The organism is Porphyromonas sp. oral taxon 275 (assembly GCF_018127745.1).
In the GTDB taxonomy this organism is placed as follows: domain Bacteria; phylum Bacteroidota; class Bacteroidia; order Bacteroidales; family Porphyromonadaceae; genus Porphyromonas.
In genome coordinates, this window is record NZ_CP072333.1 from 1,726,187 (window position 1) to 1,742,254 (window position 16,068).

Annotated in this window: 12 protein-coding genes and 1 rRNA gene; 7 read left to right on the plus strand and 6 right to left on the minus strand. The window is 62.2% G+C overall.

What is annotated here, in order from left to right; translation table 11 throughout:
* Positions 1-3: 3 nt before the first annotated feature.
* The 7 genes from J4862_RS06815 (at position 4) to gmk (ending at position 6,863) form a co-directional block, all read left to right on the plus strand.
* Complete coding sequence (locus J4862_RS06815; RefSeq protein WP_211788376.1) at positions 4-768, plus strand: thiazole synthase; 765 nt, start codon at positions 4-6, stop codon at positions 766-768.
* A 12-nt stretch (positions 769-780) separates the two neighbouring features.
* On the plus strand, positions 781-1,896 hold the full coding sequence (thiH, locus tag J4862_RS06820) for a 2-iminoacetate synthase ThiH (RefSeq protein ID WP_211788377.1): 1,116 nt from the start codon (positions 781-783) through the stop codon (positions 1,894-1,896).
* Positions 1,869-2,663, plus strand: coding sequence for a HesA/MoeB/ThiF family protein (locus tag J4862_RS06825; RefSeq protein WP_211788378.1), 795 nt, complete (start codon positions 1,869-1,871; stop codon positions 2,661-2,663). Before thiH ends, J4862_RS06825 begins: the two co-directional genes overlap by 28 nt.
* A gap of 377 nt (positions 2,664-3,040) precedes the next feature.
* Positions 3,041-4,483, plus strand: a complete 1,443-nt coding sequence (rmuC, locus tag J4862_RS06830; protein ID WP_211788379.1) for a DNA recombination protein RmuC — start codon at positions 3,041-3,043, stop codon at positions 4,481-4,483.
* A 204-nt stretch (positions 4,484-4,687) separates the two neighbouring features.
* Positions 4,688-5,149 (plus strand): peroxiredoxin, encoded by a 462-nt coding sequence (locus J4862_RS06835; RefSeq protein WP_211788380.1) that lies wholly within the window; start codon positions 4,688-4,690, stop codon positions 5,147-5,149.
* Positions 5,150-5,173: 24 nt separating this feature from the next.
* Positions 5,174-6,289: a recombinase RecA gene (gene recA / locus J4862_RS06840; RefSeq protein ID WP_211788381.1), complete on the plus strand. Its 1,116-nt coding sequence runs from the start codon at positions 5,174-5,176 to the stop codon at positions 6,287-6,289.
* Between the two features lie 4 nt (positions 6,290-6,293).
* Positions 6,294-6,863 carry a guanylate kinase gene (gmk, locus tag J4862_RS06845; protein WP_211788382.1) on the plus strand — a complete coding sequence of 190 codons (570 nt, stop codon included), beginning with the start codon at positions 6,294-6,296 and terminating at the stop codon, positions 6,861-6,863.
* 113 nt (positions 6,864-6,976) lie between these two features.
* On the opposite strand, the gene cobC is transcribed toward gmk, so the two are convergent.
* The 6 genes from cobC to J4862_RS06875 all read right to left on the minus strand — a co-directional run bounded on the left by cobC (position 6,977) and on the right by J4862_RS06875 (position 16,043).
* Entirely contained in the window at positions 6,977-7,531 is a 555-nt protein-coding gene (gene cobC, locus J4862_RS06850) for an alpha-ribazole phosphatase family protein (protein ID WP_211789572.1), read from the minus strand.
* Positions 7,532-7,550: 19 nt separating this feature from the next.
* The gene (locus tag J4862_RS06855) at positions 7,551-8,375 is read right to left on the minus strand and encodes an adenosylcobinamide-GDP ribazoletransferase (RefSeq protein ID WP_211788383.1); all 825 of its coding nucleotides are present in this window, start codon (positions 8,373-8,375) and stop codon (positions 7,551-7,553) included.
* A 104-nt stretch (positions 8,376-8,479) separates the two neighbouring features.
* Positions 8,480-10,735, minus strand: coding sequence for a GH92 family glycosyl hydrolase (locus tag J4862_RS06860; protein WP_211789573.1), 2,256 nt, complete (start codon positions 10,733-10,735; stop codon positions 8,480-8,482).
* Between the two features lie 645 nt (positions 10,736-11,380).
* Positions 11,381-12,910: ribosomal RNA gene (locus J4862_RS06865) — 16S ribosomal RNA — on the minus strand.
* Between the two features lie 827 nt (positions 12,911-13,737).
* The gene (locus tag J4862_RS06870; RefSeq protein WP_211788384.1) at positions 13,738-15,420 is read right to left on the minus strand and encodes a M48 family metallopeptidase; all 1,683 of its coding nucleotides are present in this window, start codon (positions 15,418-15,420) and stop codon (positions 13,738-13,740) included.
* Positions 15,417-16,043, minus strand: coding sequence for a DUF3575 domain-containing protein (locus tag J4862_RS06875; RefSeq protein ID WP_211788385.1), 627 nt, complete (start codon positions 16,041-16,043; stop codon positions 15,417-15,419). Before J4862_RS06875 ends, J4862_RS06870 begins: the two co-directional genes overlap by 4 nt.
* Positions 16,044-16,068 lie beyond the last annotated feature (25 nt).

Sequence of the window (16,068 nt, forward strand, 5' to 3'; positions counted from 1 at the left end):
ACCATGCTTACCATAGCTGATAAGACCTTCCACAGCCGGCTCTTCCTCGGGACGGGCAAGTTCGCCTCCTCCCAGCTGATGGCCGAGGCCGTGCGCGCCTCGGGCAGCCAGCTCGTGACCCTCGCCCTCAAGCGCCTCGAGCTCGACCGCCCCGAGAGCGATAGCCTCCTGAGCCCGCTCCTTACCGAGGGGCTTAGCCTCCTGCCCAATACCAGCGGCGCACGCACCGCACGTGAGGCCATCCTCGCGGCCGAACTCAGCCGCGAGGCGCTCCAGACGAACTGGCTCAAGCTCGAGATCCACCCCGACCCACGCTACCTCATGCCCGACCCCATAGAGACGCTGGAGGCCGCGACGGAGCTCGTGCGTCGTGGCTTCGTCGTCCTGCCCTACGTGCAGGCCGACCCCGTGCTCTGCAAGCGCCTCGAGGAGGCAGGCTGCGCCACCGTCATGCCGCTGGCCGCCCCAATAGGGAGCAACCGCGGACTCGACACCCGCGAGCTGCTGCGCATCATCATCGCCGAGAGCAGCATCCCCGTCGTCGTGGATGCGGGCCTAGGCTGCCCGAGTCACGCCGCCGAGTGCATGGAGCTGGGCGCAGACGCTGTGCTCGTGAATACCGCCATAGCCACCGCCGCCGATCCCGTAGCCATGGCCGAGGCCTTCCGCCTAGGCGTCGAGGCAGGACGTAAGGCCTACGAGGCACGCATCGCGCCCCAGCGTGGCTTCGCCCAAGCCTCCTCACCGCTGACCGCCTTCCTCTCCTGAGCCCGGCCGACGATGCTACCGACGAGTGCCTACGACTACCTGCAGCGCTATGACTTCGGTCGGCTGCAGGAGGCGATCTATAGCCAGCGCCCCGCCGACGTAGAGCGTGCGCTGAGCCGCCCCCACCGCGAGCTGACGGACTTCCTTGCCCTCATCTCGCCCGCAGCAGAGGCCTACCTCGAGCCCATGGCTCGAGAGGCGCAGCGCCTGACCCTCGAGCGCTACGGCCGCACCCTGCAGCTCTACCTGCCCCTCTACCTATCCAATGTGTGCTCCAATAGCTGCGTGTACTGCGGCTTCAGCGTCGAGCACCACATCCGCCGCCGCCGGCTGACGCTCTCGGAGATCGACCGCGAGGTGGCGGCGATCAAGGAGCTGGGCTTCCGCCACCTGCTGCTGGTGAGCGGCGAAGACCTGCGCGCCAGCTCCTGGCACTACTATCTGGAGGTGGTGAAGCACCTGCGGCCGCACTTCGCCCAGCTCTCGCTGGAGGTGCAGCCGCTGGAGACGGAGCAGTACGCCGCCCTCGGGGAGGCAGGCATCAGCTACGTCTGCGTCTATCAGGAGACCTACCACGAGGCGGCCTACCCTAAGTATCACCTCCAGGGGAAGAAGGCCGACTACCGCTACCGCCTCGAGACGCCCGACCGCATCGCCCAGGCAGGCATCCCCAAGATCGGGCTGGGTGCCCTCTTGGGCCTCGAGGAATGGCGCACCGACAGCGCCTTCACCGCCCTGCATCTGGACTACCTCAAGCACCGCTACCGCCAGACCCGCTACTCCGTCTCCCTCCCGCGCCTCAGGCCTGCCGTCGGGGGCTACGACCCCGCCTACCCCATCGATGACCGCGGCGTGCTGCAGCTGATCCTGGCCTACCGCCTACTGGATCCGCATCTCGAGATCTCGCTCTCGACGCGCGAGTCGGAGACCTTCCGCAACCATGTCCTCCCGCTGGGCATCACGAGCATGAGTGCGGGGAGCCACACCGAGCCCGGGGGCTACGCCGAGCAGCATGAGGATCTGGAGCAGTTCGCCATCGCCGACAGCCGCAGCCCCGCCGAGTTCGTGGCCTACCTGCGCTCTGTCGGCTACGAAGCCGTATGGAAGGACTGGGACAGCTGGCTCTAGGGGCGGAGCGAGGGGGCGAAGGCTGGACGGACGAGGCCGCCGAGCGCTACCAGCGGCAGCTCCTCCTCCCCGAGCTCGGGCTGGAGGGACAGCAGCGCCTCGGCCGTGCTCGGGTGGCGGTCGTCGGCGCGGGCGGGCTGGGCTCCACCCTGCTGCCGCTGCTGGTGGGCGCAGGCGTCGGGCAGCTGCGCCTCTGCGATGGGGATAGCGTCAGCCGCAGCAACCTCCCCCGACAGACCCTCTACCGCACGGCTGACCTCGGCGGGAGCAAGGCGCGGCTAGCTGCCGAGCGCCTCAGCTCCCTCAATCCCCACTGCCAGCTCATCGCCTCGGCGGAATACCTGAGCCCCGAGAACGCTCCGCGCCTCCTCGGCGGGGTCGATCTCATCCTCGACGCCACGGACAACGAGCCCGCCCGCCGCTGCCTCGACGCCTACAGCCGCGCCGCTAAGCTCCCTTGGCTCTACGCCTCGGCCGAAGGCTGGGGCGGGCAGCTGGCGCTCTTCCTCCCCGGGCGTCCAGGCTACGCCGAGCTCTTCCCCGAGGCGCCAGCACCCGCCCCGAGCGAGGCTGGCCAGGGCTCTACCGCGCCCGCTGCAGCCTCAGGCGGCCGCCCCATCCCCGTGCTGGCGACGACACCCGCCCTCATCGCTTCGCTCGCTGCCACCGAGGCGCTCAAGTACCTCCTCGGGCTCCCGACGACGCTCGCCGACAGCCTGCTCCTCGTCGACAGCCTCGGCATGCGCCTCCAGCGTATCCAGCGCTAAGCCCCCGCCCGACGGTTCGCACCGCCCTCCAGCCCCTGCCGCCTCGCCTCACCTCGAGCGCGGCAGGGGCTTTCTCTTTTCCTTACGCTCCTGCCTTAGCTCAGGGCTAAGGCTGGGAGGGCAAAGCTCCGACGAAGGGACAGCTAAGGGCGAGGCCTCGCAAGGGATATCAGTGAGGAGGCTGAGGGACGTCCGTAAGGAGCGTGAGGGATATCAGTGGGGGCGGCTGAGAGATATCCCTCACGGAGGCGGGACAAGGCCATCGCTACGCTCCGCCGCCCAGCGTACTGCCCTAGGAGGAGCGGGGCAAGGCGGGGCGAGGTGGGTAGCGAGATATTTCGTACCTTTATTTAAGCAAACCAATAGCCCTGCAGCCCATGCTCTACCTATCCATCCTCCTCGTCTGTCTCAGCCTCATCATCTTCGTCCTCCTCTACCAGCGTCAGGCAGCCATCCGTCAGGCGCTCGAGCCTAAGGACGAGCAGCTGAAGCGCCTCGACCTCGAGTGCCAGCGTCTGAGAGGCGAGCTCTCGCAGCGCGAGAGCCAGCTCGAGCAGCTGCGGCAGGAGCATAGCCAGCGCCTGCAGCAGCTGGCGCGCCTCGAGGAGCAGACCCAGCAGCAGGAGGCCCTCAAGGCCGAGCTCGCGAGCCTCCAGCAGGACTACCTCCAGAGCCAGACCAGCCTCAGCGCGCAGAGCCAGGAGCTGCGACAGCTGCGCGAGCAGCTCGCCGCCTCCCGCGCCGAGCAGGGCGAGATCAGCCAGACGCTGCGCGAGAGCTTCCGCAACCTCGCCACCGAGGTACTGCAGGGCCAGCGGGCCGAGCTCAGCACACGCAACCTTGAGCAGCTCGCCCCGCTGCGTGAGGAGCTCCAGCGCTTCAGCGAGCAGGTCGGAAAGGTCTACAATGAGGAGGCTCGCGAGCGCTTCTCCCTCCAGCGAGAGATCATGCAGCTGGTCGAGCGCAGCCAGGCGCTGAGCCAGGAGACCACGCAGCTGACGCAGGCACTCAAGGGCGACAGCAAGGTACAGGGCGACTGGGGCGAGATGATCCTGGAGCGCATCCTCGAGCAGAGTGGCCTGCGGCGCGACGAGGAGTACTTCGTCCAGCAGACCCTACGCGATGCCGAGGGGCGCGTCATCACCACAGAGGACAACAAGGGCGGCCTGCGCCCCGACGTGCTAGTGAAGTACCCCAACGGCGGGACGCTCGTCATCGACAGTAAGGTCAGCCTCACGGCCTACCTCAACTACCTAGGCGCCGAGACCGAGGAGCAGCGCGAGCAGGCTGCCGCCGCGCATCTGCTGAGCGTACGCCACCACATCGACGAGCTCGCGGCCAAGCGCTACGAGACGCATACGGCAGGCTCGCCGAACTTCGTCATGCTCTTCATCCCCAACGAGCCCGCCTACATGCTCGCCCTCAGCCGCGACAAGCAGCTCTGGGAGTACGCCTACCGCAAGAACGTCATCCTCATCAATGGCACCAACCTCATCGCCAGCCTCCGCCTGGCACAAGACATGTGGCAGCGCGAGCGTCAGGACCGCAACGTGGAGCAGATCCTCGAGCGGGCCAATCTGCTCTACGACAAGGTCGTCTCCTTCGGCGACCAGTTCGTCACCCTCGGCGACCGCCTCCAGAAGGCCCTCGAGAGCTATGAGGGGGCGAAGAAGTCCCTTGACTCGGGCCGGGGTAACCTCGTCTCGCAGTTCGAGAAGCTCCGTAAGCTGGGCCTGAATCCCAAGCGCAAGCTGAGCTCCGCCCTCCCTAGCGCAGAGCTAGGAGATGAGGAGGAGGACGAGCAGCAGCAGGAGGCTTAGCCTACGCCCCCCCCTAGGCTCCAGCACCCCGACGCTCGCCCCAGCCGAGGCTGCAAGCACATGCCTAGCTGAGCCTCGCTAAGGCCGCAGTGCACCTCTCGGCAGAGGGCCTTCGCCGCGCCCCATACGGAGCCCCTCAGCCGAGGCGCAGCCTATTCCCCCCTTAATTGTATATTTGTATAGATTCAATATATTAAGTGCATTATGGCATTCACACTAGGAGACCTAGTCCCCGACCTACTGGGGACGGACCAAGACGGTCGTGAGGTACGCCGCTCGGACTACCCCGGGCGCAAGATTATCCTCTATTTCTACCCCAAGGACAACACCTCGGGCTGCACCGCTCAGGCCTGCTCGCTACGCGACGGCTACAGCGAGCTACGCGCCGCAGGCTACGAGATCATCGGCGTCAGCCGTGACTCGGCCAAGAGCCACCAGAAGTTCATCACCCAGCACGAGCTGCCCTTCCGCCTCATCGTAGATAGTGACGTCCAGCTCAACGAGCTCTTCGGCACCTGGATCGAGAAGAGCATGTACGGGCGCAAGTACATGGGTACCGAGCGTACGACCTTCGTCCTCGACGAGGCGGGCCGCATCGAGCGCATCCTCCGCGGCAAGGAGATCTCCACCAAGGAGCACGCCCAGCAGCTGCTCCAGCATCAGTAGTCAATCATACACCCCAATAGCATCATGAGCGAAGAAGTAAAAGACATAAAGGTACGCGGACTCAAGTCTAAGGACAAGGAGCTCAGCCCCGAGGAGCGCCGTCGCCAGGCCCTCGAGACCACCCTAGCAGGTATCGACAAGGCCTACGGCAAGGGCGCCATCATCAACATGGCCGCCCGTCCCACCGAGCAGGTGGACAAGATCCCCACCGGCTCCATCACCCTGGACAACGCCCTCGGCATCGGTGGCTACCCCCGCGGCCGTATCATCGAGATCTTCGGCCCCGAATCCTCGGGTAAGACCACGCTCGCGATCCACGCCATCGCAGAGGTGCAGAAGGCGGGCGGCATGGCAGCCATCATCGACGCCGAGCACGCCTTCGACCCCACCTATGCCGAGGCCCTCGGCGTGAACATGGAGGACCTCTACATCTCCCAGCCCGACAACGGCGAGCAGGCCCTCGACATCGCCGAGCGCCTCATCCGCTCGGGCACGATGGACCTGGTGATCATCGACTCCGTCGCCGCCCTTGTCCCCAAGAGCGAGATCGAGGGCGATATGGGCGAGGCCAAGGTAGGGCTGCAGGCTCGCCTCATGTCGCAGGCCCTGCGCAAGATCACGGGTGCCATCAGCAAGTCCAATACCGCCTGCATCTTCATCAACCAGCTGCGTGAGAAGATCGGGGGTAATATGTACGGCCCGAGCGAGACGACCACGGGGGGGAACGCCCTCAAGTTCTACGCCTCGGTACGCCTAGACATCCGCCGCCGCTCACAGATCAAGGACGGCGACGAGGTGCTGGGGAACCAGACCACCGTCAAGGTCGTGAAGAACAAGGTAGCACCGCCCTTCCGCAGCGCCACCTTCGACATCATCTATGGCGAGGGTATCTCCCGCACGGGTGAGATCATCGACCTGGCAGAGAGCGCCGACATCATCAAGAAGAGCGGCGCCTGGTACAGCTACGGCGCTACCAAGCTCGGGCAGGGACGCGAGGCAGCCAAGACAACGCTGCTCGACAACCCTGAGCTGATGGAGGAGCTGACGGCCAAGATCAACGAAGGCCTCAAGGGAAACAGCATCGCCGCGGGCAAGAAGAAAAAGAGAAGCAAGGACGAAGACGAGGACGACGAAGCCTAGCCGCATGGGAAAGCTCATCATCATCTCCGCTCCCTCAGGTACGGGCAAGAGCACGCTCATCACTCGCCTGATGAGCGAGCACCCCGAGCTCCAGCTGCGCTTCTCTGTCTCGGCCACTAGCCGCGCCCCTCGCGGCGCCGAGCGCGACGGCGTGGAGTACCACTTCTTTAGCCCCGAGGAATTCGAGCAGCGCATCGCTCGCGGTGAGTTCCTCGAGTACGAGGAGGTCTACAGCGGCCGCTACTACGGTACGCTGCGCAGTGAGGTGGATGCTCGGCTCTCCGAGGGTGGGCGCGTGATCTTCGACGTGGACTACGTCGGGGGGCTCAACATCAAGCGCGCCTACGGCTCCGAGGCTCTCAGCATCTTCATCCTCCCGCCGAGCATCGACGAGCTCCGCCGTCGCCTCGTAGGGCGCTCTACCGACAGCCCTGAGGTCATCGAGGAGCGTATCGCCAAGGCCGAGCTGGAGCTGCAGCACGCGGGGGAATTCGACCTACAGCTGGTCAACTCCGACCTCGAGGAGTGCTACGAGCGCTTCTACGACGCCATCAGCCACTTCCTCGCCGAGTAGGCTCCGTCCCCCTACTTACCCAAAAGCCCTCGGGGCGCCCCAGCACAGCTGCTAGGGCGCCCCGAGGGCTTTTGTTACTTAGGCGCTAGGCGAGGGAGGCCGCGAGGCGAGGCTTAGAGCTCCAGCGTGCAGATCGCACCGTAGGGATCGAGCTGAGCGAAGGCCTCCTCCAGCGGACAGAGGCCAAGGGCGACACGTGCCGCCACCAGCACCCCGCCGTGGGCGAAGGCCAGCACCTCATGCGCCCCAGCGCCGAGCGCTTCCTTCCGTGCCGCCAGGCCACGCACGAAGTCCCCGACGCGCTCCACCTGCTCCACGAAGGATTCGCCCCCAGGCGGTGCTACGTGCAGGTAGTCGGCATACCAGCGCTCCAGCTGCGGGTCGCGGATGTCGTCGAAGCGCTGCAGCTCCCAGTCACCAAAGTTCAGCTCTAGAAGGCGTTCATCGAGCTCGGGCTCATAGCCACAGTAGCGCGCCAACCGACGGCTGCGGCTCAGCGGACTGCTGTAGACGGCGCGCGGCGCTTGGCTCTGGAGCAGCAGCCCGAGGCGCTGACGCACGGCATGCGCCTCGTCCATGAAGGTCGGGCGCAGCGGCACGTCCGTACGTCCGTAACAGACGCCCGCGGGGACGTCGACCGAGGTATGGCGTATGAGGTGGAGGCGCAGCGTGGGCGGCCTTAGATCCTTAGAGTCCATAGCGGTCAAGGAGTGCATGCATAGCGAGGACGGAGGCGAGGTAGCAGAGCTCCGAGAGGAGGCAGAGCGCCCCGCAGGTATCGCCCGTATAGCCCCCGATGCGGCGACGCAGATAGGCGATGAGGAGGAGACTTAGCCCAAGGGGCGTCAGCGCTAAGAGGCGCAGCCAGCCGAACTCCTCGGGTAGGCTCAGCAGCACGGCGCTGAGGCTCACAACCAATCCCAGGAGCAGCGGCACCGCGCTCGTCCGTCGGTAGACGACCTGCGTCTTGCTCTGCTCCTCGCGGCGCGCATAGGGCAGCAGCTGCACCTGGAGCTGCGCAGCGAACTTACCCATCAGATCCGCCGCCACCAGCACCCAGGGGAAGGGAACCCCGCCCTCAAGGGCGGTGCTGATCTCATCATAGAGCAGCAGCGTCTGCGCCATACCCACATAGCAGAGGTAGTAGAGGACAAAGCCGAGGACGGCATAGCTGCCCACATGGCTGTCCTTCATGATCGCCAGCACCCGCTCGCGATCGCGCCCCCCGCCGAAGCCGTCGAAGAAGTCCCCCAACCCGTCCTCATGGAAGGCGCCCGTCAGGATCATCCTGCAGCCGAGGGCCAGCACCAGCGCTACCTGCATGGAGAAGAGCTGCGCCAGGAGCCAGTAGCTGCCCGCCAGCGTCAGCGCCGTGAGGACGCCCACGACGGGCCACCAGCTGAGGGCGTCCTCATAGTCCTCCTTGGTGAGGCTGCGTAGGCGCCAGAAGGGCAGCCGCGTGAAGAGGCTTGCCGCGGCCACGAGGGCTCCGAGATGTGATCGCTTGTTCATCACGTATCGTATATCATTTACTTATCCTATAGCCTTAGCCTATCGCGGGAGCCCGCTGTAGCGTGCGGGACTAGCTGAGACAGGCCTCCGCTGAGCTCTATGGCTTAGTACCAGATGTGCCCGCGCTCGCTCGTCAGCTCGAAGCTCAGCTCCCCGCCACGCTGTAGCTCCTCCCAGCTGATGTAGGAGCGGCGTAGGGGCTGGCCGTTGAGGCGCACAGACTTGATGTAGCGCTTGCCCTGCTGGCGTCCCTCAGCCTTGATGCGCAGCACGGCACCCGAGCCCAGGCGCAGACGCGCCTCCTCGAAGAGCGGCGTCGTCAGCTCGTAGTGCCCCGACAGCGGGTCAAGGGGGTAGAAGCCGAGGGCTGTCATGACGTACCAGGCCGACATCTGCCCGCAGTCCTCATTGCCGCACAGACCGCTGGGCCGATCGTTGTAGAGCTCGGTGAGGATATGGAGATTGATCTCGGCGGTGCGCCAGGGCTGGCGCACCGCGTTGTAAAGGAAGCTATTGTGGTGCCCGGGCTCATTGCCATGGGCGTACTGCCCGATCATCCCCGTGGAGAAGATAGGCAGCTCGATCTCCTGCGGCGTCGGGCTCGTGAAGTACTCATCCAGACGACGCGCCAGGCCCTCGGCACCGCCCATCAGCTGCATCATCCCCTCCACATCGTGCTGCACGCTGAAGAGGTACTGATAGGCATTGCTCTCGGTATAGTCCTTGGTGTAGGCGAAGGGATTGAAGTCCGCACGCCACACGCCCGAGGCACTGCGGGCACGGAAGAAGCCGCGCTCAGCGTCCCAGAGCTTGCGGTAGCTCTGAGCACGTGCCTCGTAGCGCTTCGCCGTCGTCTCATCCCCCATCCAGCGGGCATAGGCGGCGATGGCAGCATCATCGTAGGCATACTCCAGCGTCTTGGAGACGCTCTCCTCCTCGGTGTCGTAGGGCACGTAGCCGAGGCGCTGGTATTCGTCTAGCCCGCGGTAGCCACGACGCTCGGCCGTGGAGCGCAGCAGCGCCAGCAGGGCGGCCTTATCGCGGGGCTTATAGATGCCCTTCAGCACCGCCTCCACGATGACGGGCACCGAGTGGTAGCCGATCATCATATCCGTCTCGGAGGCGAACATCGACCATACGGGCAAGTGGCCGCCGTGCTCACGGCCGAAGTCGACGAGCGAGCGTACGAGGTCGCGGCTCGTCTTAGGGTCAAGGAGATTATATAGCGGATGCGCGGTGCGGTAGGTGTCCCAGAGGGAGAAGGTCGAGTAGGCGGCCTGCCCCTTCGGTAGGTGATGCACCTTACGATCCGCCCCGAGGTAGGCGCCCGTGACATCGGAGCTCAGCGTGGGGCAGATCTGCGCGCGGTAGAGCGCCGTGTAGAAGGTCGTACGGAGGCTGTCGGGTGTGGACGCCGCGATCTCGATCTGCCCGAGACACGCCGCCCACGCAGCTTCGCTCTGTCTGCGGTAGCCGTCGAAGTCATCCCGCGGCGCCTCGGCCGCGAGGTTGGCACGGGCTCCCGCCTCGCTCACTCCAGAGAGAGCGGTCGTCACCGTGATCTGCTCGCCCGCCTTGACCTTATAGTAGAGATAGGCGCGGTGGCTTAGCCCCACGACCTTGCCCTCATGGCGCAGCGTGTCGGTCTTCAGCTCCCAGCGCAGCGGCTGACGCGAGAGGCGCGAGGCGAAAAAGATGCGCTGATCACGCGCCCAGCCATCGGAGAAGCGATAGCCCGCGAGCCTGCGCCCTCCCTCGGTGACGCGGATCTGACTCGCCATCGTACGGTCCCAGTTCATCGCCTTGGTGAGGTTGAGGATGATACAGGCCGAGTCGCTCCCGCGCTCGAAGGTATAGCGCTGCACGCCCACACGGGGCAGCGCTGTCAGCTCGACGCGGATCTGATAGGGCTGGAGCGTCACGGCGTAGTAGCCCGCCCGAGCCTGCTCTGTGCTGTGGCTGAAGCGTGCGTGCACACCGAGGTGCTCCTCCTTCGCCTCCCGACTATCGTCCAGCGCGGGAAGGAGGACGGGCAGGAAGGAGATATCATAGAGGTCACCCGCGCCCGTCCCGCTCAGGTGCGTATGGCTGAAGCCCGCGATCGTACTGTCTGGGTAGAAGTAGCCCGCAATGCGGTCCCAGCCTCCGATGCCGTTGTCAGGGCTGAGCTGCACCATCCCGAAGGGTGCCGAGGGGCCAGGGTAGACGTTCCCCACCCAGTCAGTCCCGATGAGGGGATTGACTGCGTAGCTCAACTGTCGGGGCTGCAGCAGCTGTGCCGAGAGCGGTAGCGCAAGAAGGATCGAAAGGAGGGCCAGCCGCACGAGGCTCCCTAGATAGTTAGTCGTAATGTAGCTCATCATCGTTTGTTTAAGTCCCCGCCAGCGGGCTCCGCTGACGGCAGCACTCCTCCTCGGGTCTAGTATCCACGGGAGAGAAGCGCCCTCGTCCACCGCCTCCAGTGGCGGCGCAAAGAAATCCGCGGGCCAGCCCGCGCGAGTAACAATCAGCCTGCAGCTTACGTCCTACAGCCCGAGAGCCTAGCCCGCAAGCCTGCCCGCAAGCGAACTCAAGGCTACTCCGCAAGCCTGCCCAAGGCCATCCCGCAAGCGAGCTCAAAGCTCGCCGAAGAGCAGGCAGCCGCACGAGCCGCCTAGGCAGCTGGCTCATCCACAGCCTCCGCTCACTGCATAGAGCCCTAGCTAACAGCTCCGCTCCACAAGTGCGAGACTCCACTAAAAGCCCTTGCCCACGAAGCAGAGGCCGCACTCAAAGCAGCTTCCTGGATCGGAAGCGAGCCTAGCGCAAAGCAGCTCCACCCGCGAGCCGAGGGGTACAAAAGCAAGAAAGGCGATAACTAGCAGCAGCTAATCATCGCCTCCTCGGATGGGTGAGAACATTGATATGACAGCAGAAGGTAGCACGCGCGCTAAAGGTCCAAAACCTAACACATCTATACGTACATACTACACTAACTATACTAAAGCCCATTTTCAGAACTCCAGAAAGGAGGTGTTCCAGCCGCACCTTCCGGTACGGCTACCTTGTTACGACTTAGCCCCAGTCACCTGTATTACCCTAGGCCGACCCTCGCGGTTACGGACTTTAGGTACTCCAGACTCCCATGGCTTGACGGGCGGTGTGTACAAGGCCCGGGAACGTATTCACCGCGCCATGGCTGATGCGCGATTACTAGCGAATCCAGCTTCACGGAGTCGAGTTGCAGACTCCGATCCGAACTGTGATGGGGTTTGGAGATTCGCATCCTGTCGCCAGGTAGCTGCCCTTTGTCCCCACCATTGTAACACGTGTGTCGCCCCGGATGTAAGGGCCGTGCTGATTTGACGTCATCCCCACCTTCCTCACGCCTTACGACGGCAGTCTCTACGGAGTTCCCAGCATCACCTGATGGCAACCGTAGACAGGGGTTGCGCTCGTTATGGCACTTAAGCCGACACCTCACGGCACGAGCTGACGACAACCATGCAGCACCTACATAGACGCCCCGAAGGGAAGCCGACTTTCACCGGCGGTCATCTACATTTCAATCCCGGGTAAGGTTCCTCGCGTATCATCGAATTAAACCACATGTTCCTCCGCTTGTGCGGGCCCCCGTCAATTCCTTTGAGTTTCACCGTTGCCGGCGTACTCCCCAGGTGGATAACTTAACGCTTTCGCTTAGGAGCATACTGTATATCGCATACGCCCAGTTATCATCGTTTACTGCGTGGACTACCAGGGTATCTAATCCTGTTTGATACCCACGCTTTCGTGCTTCAGCGTCAGTTGTACCTTAGTAAGCTGCCTTCGCAATCGGAGTTCTGCGTGATATCTATGCATTCCACCGCTACACCACGCATTCCGCCTACCTCATCTACACTCAAGCCCGCCAGTATCAATGGCAATTTAGGAGTTAAGCTCCTAGATTTCACCGCTGACTTAACAGGCCGCCTACGCACCCTTTAAACCCAATAAATCCGGATAACGCTCGCATCCTCCGTATTACCGCGGCTGCTGGCACGGAGTTAGCCGATGCTTATTCGTAGGGTACATTCACTGAGGCACGCGTGCCCCTCTTTATTCCCCTACAAAAGAAGTTTACAATCCATAAGACAGTCATCCTTCACGCGACTTGGCTGGTTCAGGCTCTCGCCCATTGACCAATATTCCTCACTGCTGCCTCCCGTAGGAGTCTGGTCCGTGTCTCAGTACCAGTGTGGGGGTTCAACCTCTCAGTTCCCCTACCCATCGTCGCCTTGGTGAGCCGTTACCTCACCAACTAGCTAATGGGACGCATGCCTATCTCACAGCGAATTTCATTTCCTTACCAAAGGATGCCCTCCGATAAGTGTACGCGGTATTAGTCCGTCTTTCGACGGGTTATCCCCCTCTGTGAGGCAAGTTGCATACGCGTTACGCACCCGTGCGCCGGTCGCCATCAGTCTTAGCAAGCTAAGACCATGCTGCCCCTCGACTTGCATGTGTTAAGCCTATCGCTAGCGTTCATCCTGAGCCAGGATCAAACTCTTCATTGTCAATATCTTTATTGTACTTTGTTTCTGTTTGTCTTGCTCCGAAGATGTTTCTTGCTTCAGATTCATTAGTGTTCTTACCTAAGTAAGGTTCGTATTGACGGTTAGGTCTTTTTGTTCCCTAAACGTTTGTTACTACACTTCTGTTTGTCAATATCAAATATCTCAAAGATCTCTCAAAGTCAGTCAGTAAGCATCTCTCAGCTTAGCTGCCCGTTTTTTTTGATTGCGAGTGCAAAGATAAGAGCTTTTATCCAAACCACCAAATCAGCGCGGTGATCTTTTGCTCTGCGCTCTGCTGTGACTTAGGCCTCAGCTAGCCTCGCTATCGTATCTCATTTCTATCGCACCCCTCGCTCGGTTTGCGGTTGCAAAGATAGAGCTTTTCCTGAATACAATCCAAATCAAAAACAAAAGTCACACGCAAGTGCGCTTAAATTAGGGGATTAGAGAAGGGGACTCAAGGCCAGGGAGGCGCTTCGAAGGGGCTTGCAGCACGGCGGATGGCTGAGAAGAAGGGCAGCTGAAAAGAATGGGAGCAGCGTTGCGAGGCAAGAAGAGCGAGCTACTTTATAGATCGCGGGGCACCTATATATAAGGGGTGGACGAGCCGAGGGATAAGGCAGCCCTCCCCCACCGATATCAGTCAGCCGCCCCGCAGACACCCCTCAGAGCGCTGACTGACGTTCCTCACAACGCTGAGGGATAGCTGTCACGGACGGCACAGCTAAAGGCGAGGCAGGCTGCACCTACAAAAAGCGAGCGCCCCAGGCAGGACTCCATCGGAGTCGCTGCCTGGGGCGCTTGGCCTTATACTTAGGTCTGTAGGACTACTCGTCGAGGTCCTCGCTAAGGGCTTCCAGCTCCTTAGCATAGCTCTTGTCCGCGAAGAGCGGAGCGAAGACAGAGTCACTCTGAGCCTTATAGAGAAGGAAGGACTCGAGCTTGACGGCCTCGCGCAGCGACTTCTTAGCTTCATCGACCTTACCCGAACGAGCCAGACAGAGCGCCTTGAGGTAGTTTACCTTCCCCGTGGAGTTGAGCTGATTGAGCACGATGAGGGCGCGCTCATCATCACCCATCCCTGCGAAGGCTACGGCGGCATTGTAGTCAGGATACTTGCGGAAGATCTCGAGGGCAGCCTTGTAGTCACGTGCTGCCATGCGCTCCAGACCCTGCTTGTACTCGATCGCAGCCTCGGGCTTGTCGCTCCAGCGCTCGATGAGGCTAGCGTCTACGAGGTCGTTGATCCCCGAGATGACGAAGCTCAGCGTATCGAGCCCGCGCTGTGCCCAGATACTGCGATCAAGGGCGGTGACGCGCGACTCCATGAGGACGCGCAGGCGGCGCTGCATCTTGGGCGTCACCTCGATATCGCGGCTGTAGAGGTAGACGAAGTCCTGGTCGGGCTTGATCTCCTCGGTAATGTGCGCATCGGGGATGAGCGGGAAGTGCAGGATATTGCGGTGATAGACGTCCTGATACTTACGGCGGCTCTCGTTGTGCGCGATCTTCTTGAAGTCGTAGGTGTGCACCGCGATATCGAGGGAGTCACGCTCCTGTAGGGTCTTGACTTGGATGGAGTCGATCGTCCAGCCACGCTCTACGAAGCTACGATAGCGGCGGGGCGTATTCCAGGGCTGGATGGAGCGCTCCTTGAGCCCCAGGATCTTCGCCTCGCGCTCGGGGGTATAGTACTCGTTGAAGCGCGTGTGCACAGCGGCGCTGTCACGGCCTGCCAGGTAAGCATTGTAGGCATTACGCAGCATACGGAGGCTGGCATCGTGGTAGCGGGTATCGTAGGCGCCCTTGGACTGGGCGTTGCTGCGGAGGTAGCGCTGCTCAGTGATGCTACGCCAGCGGTCATAGCTGAGGAAGCTCTTGATCTCGCGCTGATTGGCCTTGTAGTAGCTGCCCTGCAGACGGTGCATGAAGCGGCGGTACTTGGCGGGCTTGAAGTAAGCGCTATCGTACTTCGCGCTATCTACGATGCTCTCGTCGAAGGCCTTGACCTTATCGAGCTCCTTCTGCTGTGCCGCAGCGAAGAGCTTACCCTTGAGCACCATCGGGGGCAGCTTGTAGGTCGTATCCCCAGCATTGAGGGTAGGGCTCAGCACGACCTGATAGCGATCATCCATGAAGGCAGCGGGCACCTTGACAAGGAAGGTCAGGTTGATCATACCCTTGCGCAGGGTAGAGATCTTGACCTTGGGGCGCTCTGCTGTAATGGTCACGCCCTGCAGGGAAATGGTCTTGACGCCGTCATCCTTCTTGGGAGCAGCGGCCTCGCTGCTAGACTTCTTGCGCAGCGTATCGATGCGCTGCTGATAGGTGACGATCTCGGAGAGCTGCCCCGCACGACCAGCCTGCTCCTCCTTGTCGGTAGGGAGTAGCGCCTGGGGACGGCCCGTCTGATAATAAAGTTTATGGGTAAGGGGCTTGGAGCAGGCTCCGAGGAAGAGGAGTGCTGCCAGGCTCGTAAGTGAGGTCGTTAAACGCAAGCTTGACTTCATAGAATATACACTAGACTAAGACTAACACGGGTGGGAATCAGCAATGAGCGCTGCTGATCCGCTGCCTCAAGGGTACCATTACGGTGGTAGCGATCGTAGAGCGCCTGCACGAAGGAGCCGCCCAGCTCGCCCTCAATGTTCCAGCGAGGCGAGAGCTCATAGGCATAGCCCAGGGACATCCCTCCGCCAAAGAGGTAGCCCTTGGAGTAAGTGGGATCCCCTGTATAGGTACCGAACTTGTAGTAGCCAGCAATAAGGTTGAGCCCGATGAAGAAGCTACGATTGTACGCACCCTGCGCCCAGTAGCGGATCCCAGGCTGGATGAAGGCATGCTGCGTATGGTACACATTGTGAAACTTGAAGCGCTCGTCAGCACCTAGAGAACGGTCTGAATAGAAAGTATCCATAAGCCCCGTCGGCAGCGGGAACTTAAAGTCAATGGGCTTGGCCTGTATTCCGAGCTCGAGCGTAACCTTCTGCGTCAGCGCCATGGAAGGCTGGAGATTGATGGTCCCCGTGAGCCAATAGGGGAGGTTGGTACCTATGGCATAGTTCTGCGCCTCGGCCTTAAAGCTAATTCCCAGTAGGCAGAGCGCGCCCCATAGGGCAATACGTTTGATCATTATGCAAGCTGATTAGTTTCGTCAC

What these genes read in the sequence shown, in the direction of transcription:
- J4862_RS06860 (WP_211789573.1), bottom strand. Translation starts at nt 10,735, where the DNA reads ATGAGCTACATTACGACTAACTATCTAGGGAGCCTCGTGCGGCTGGCC.
- thiH (WP_211788377.1), top strand. Translation starts at nt 781, where the DNA reads ATGCTACCGACGAGTGCCTACGACTACCTGCAGCGCTATGACTTCGGT.
- rmuC (WP_211788379.1), top strand. Translation starts at nt 3,041, where the DNA reads ATGCTCTACCTATCCATCCTCCTCGTCTGTCTCAGCCTCATCATCTTC.
- recA (WP_211788381.1), top strand. Translation starts at nt 5,174, where the DNA reads ATGAGCGAAGAAGTAAAAGACATAAAGGTACGCGGACTCAAGTCTAAG.
- gmk (WP_211788382.1), top strand. Translation starts at nt 6,294, where the DNA reads ATGGGAAAGCTCATCATCATCTCCGCTCCCTCAGGTACGGGCAAGAGC.
- J4862_RS06835 (WP_211788380.1), top strand. Translation starts at nt 4,688, where the DNA reads ATGGCATTCACACTAGGAGACCTAGTCCCCGACCTACTGGGGACGGAC.
- J4862_RS06870 (WP_211788384.1), bottom strand. Translation starts at nt 15,420, where the DNA reads ATGAAGTCAAGCTTGCGTTTAACGACCTCACTTACGAGCCTGGCAGCA.
- J4862_RS06815 (WP_211788376.1), top strand. Translation starts at nt 4, where the DNA reads ATGCTTACCATAGCTGATAAGACCTTCCACAGCCGGCTCTTCCTCGGG.
- J4862_RS06855 (WP_211788383.1), bottom strand. Translation starts at nt 8,375, where the DNA reads ATGAACAAGCGATCACATCTCGGAGCCCTCGTGGCCGCGGCAAGCCTC.
- J4862_RS06875 (WP_211788385.1), bottom strand. Translation starts at nt 16,043, where the DNA reads ATGATCAAACGTATTGCCCTATGGGGCGCGCTCTGCCTACTGGGAATT.
- J4862_RS06825 (WP_211788378.1), top strand. Translation starts at nt 1,869, where the DNA reads ATGGAAGGACTGGGACAGCTGGCTCTAGGGGCGGAGCGAGGGGGCGAA.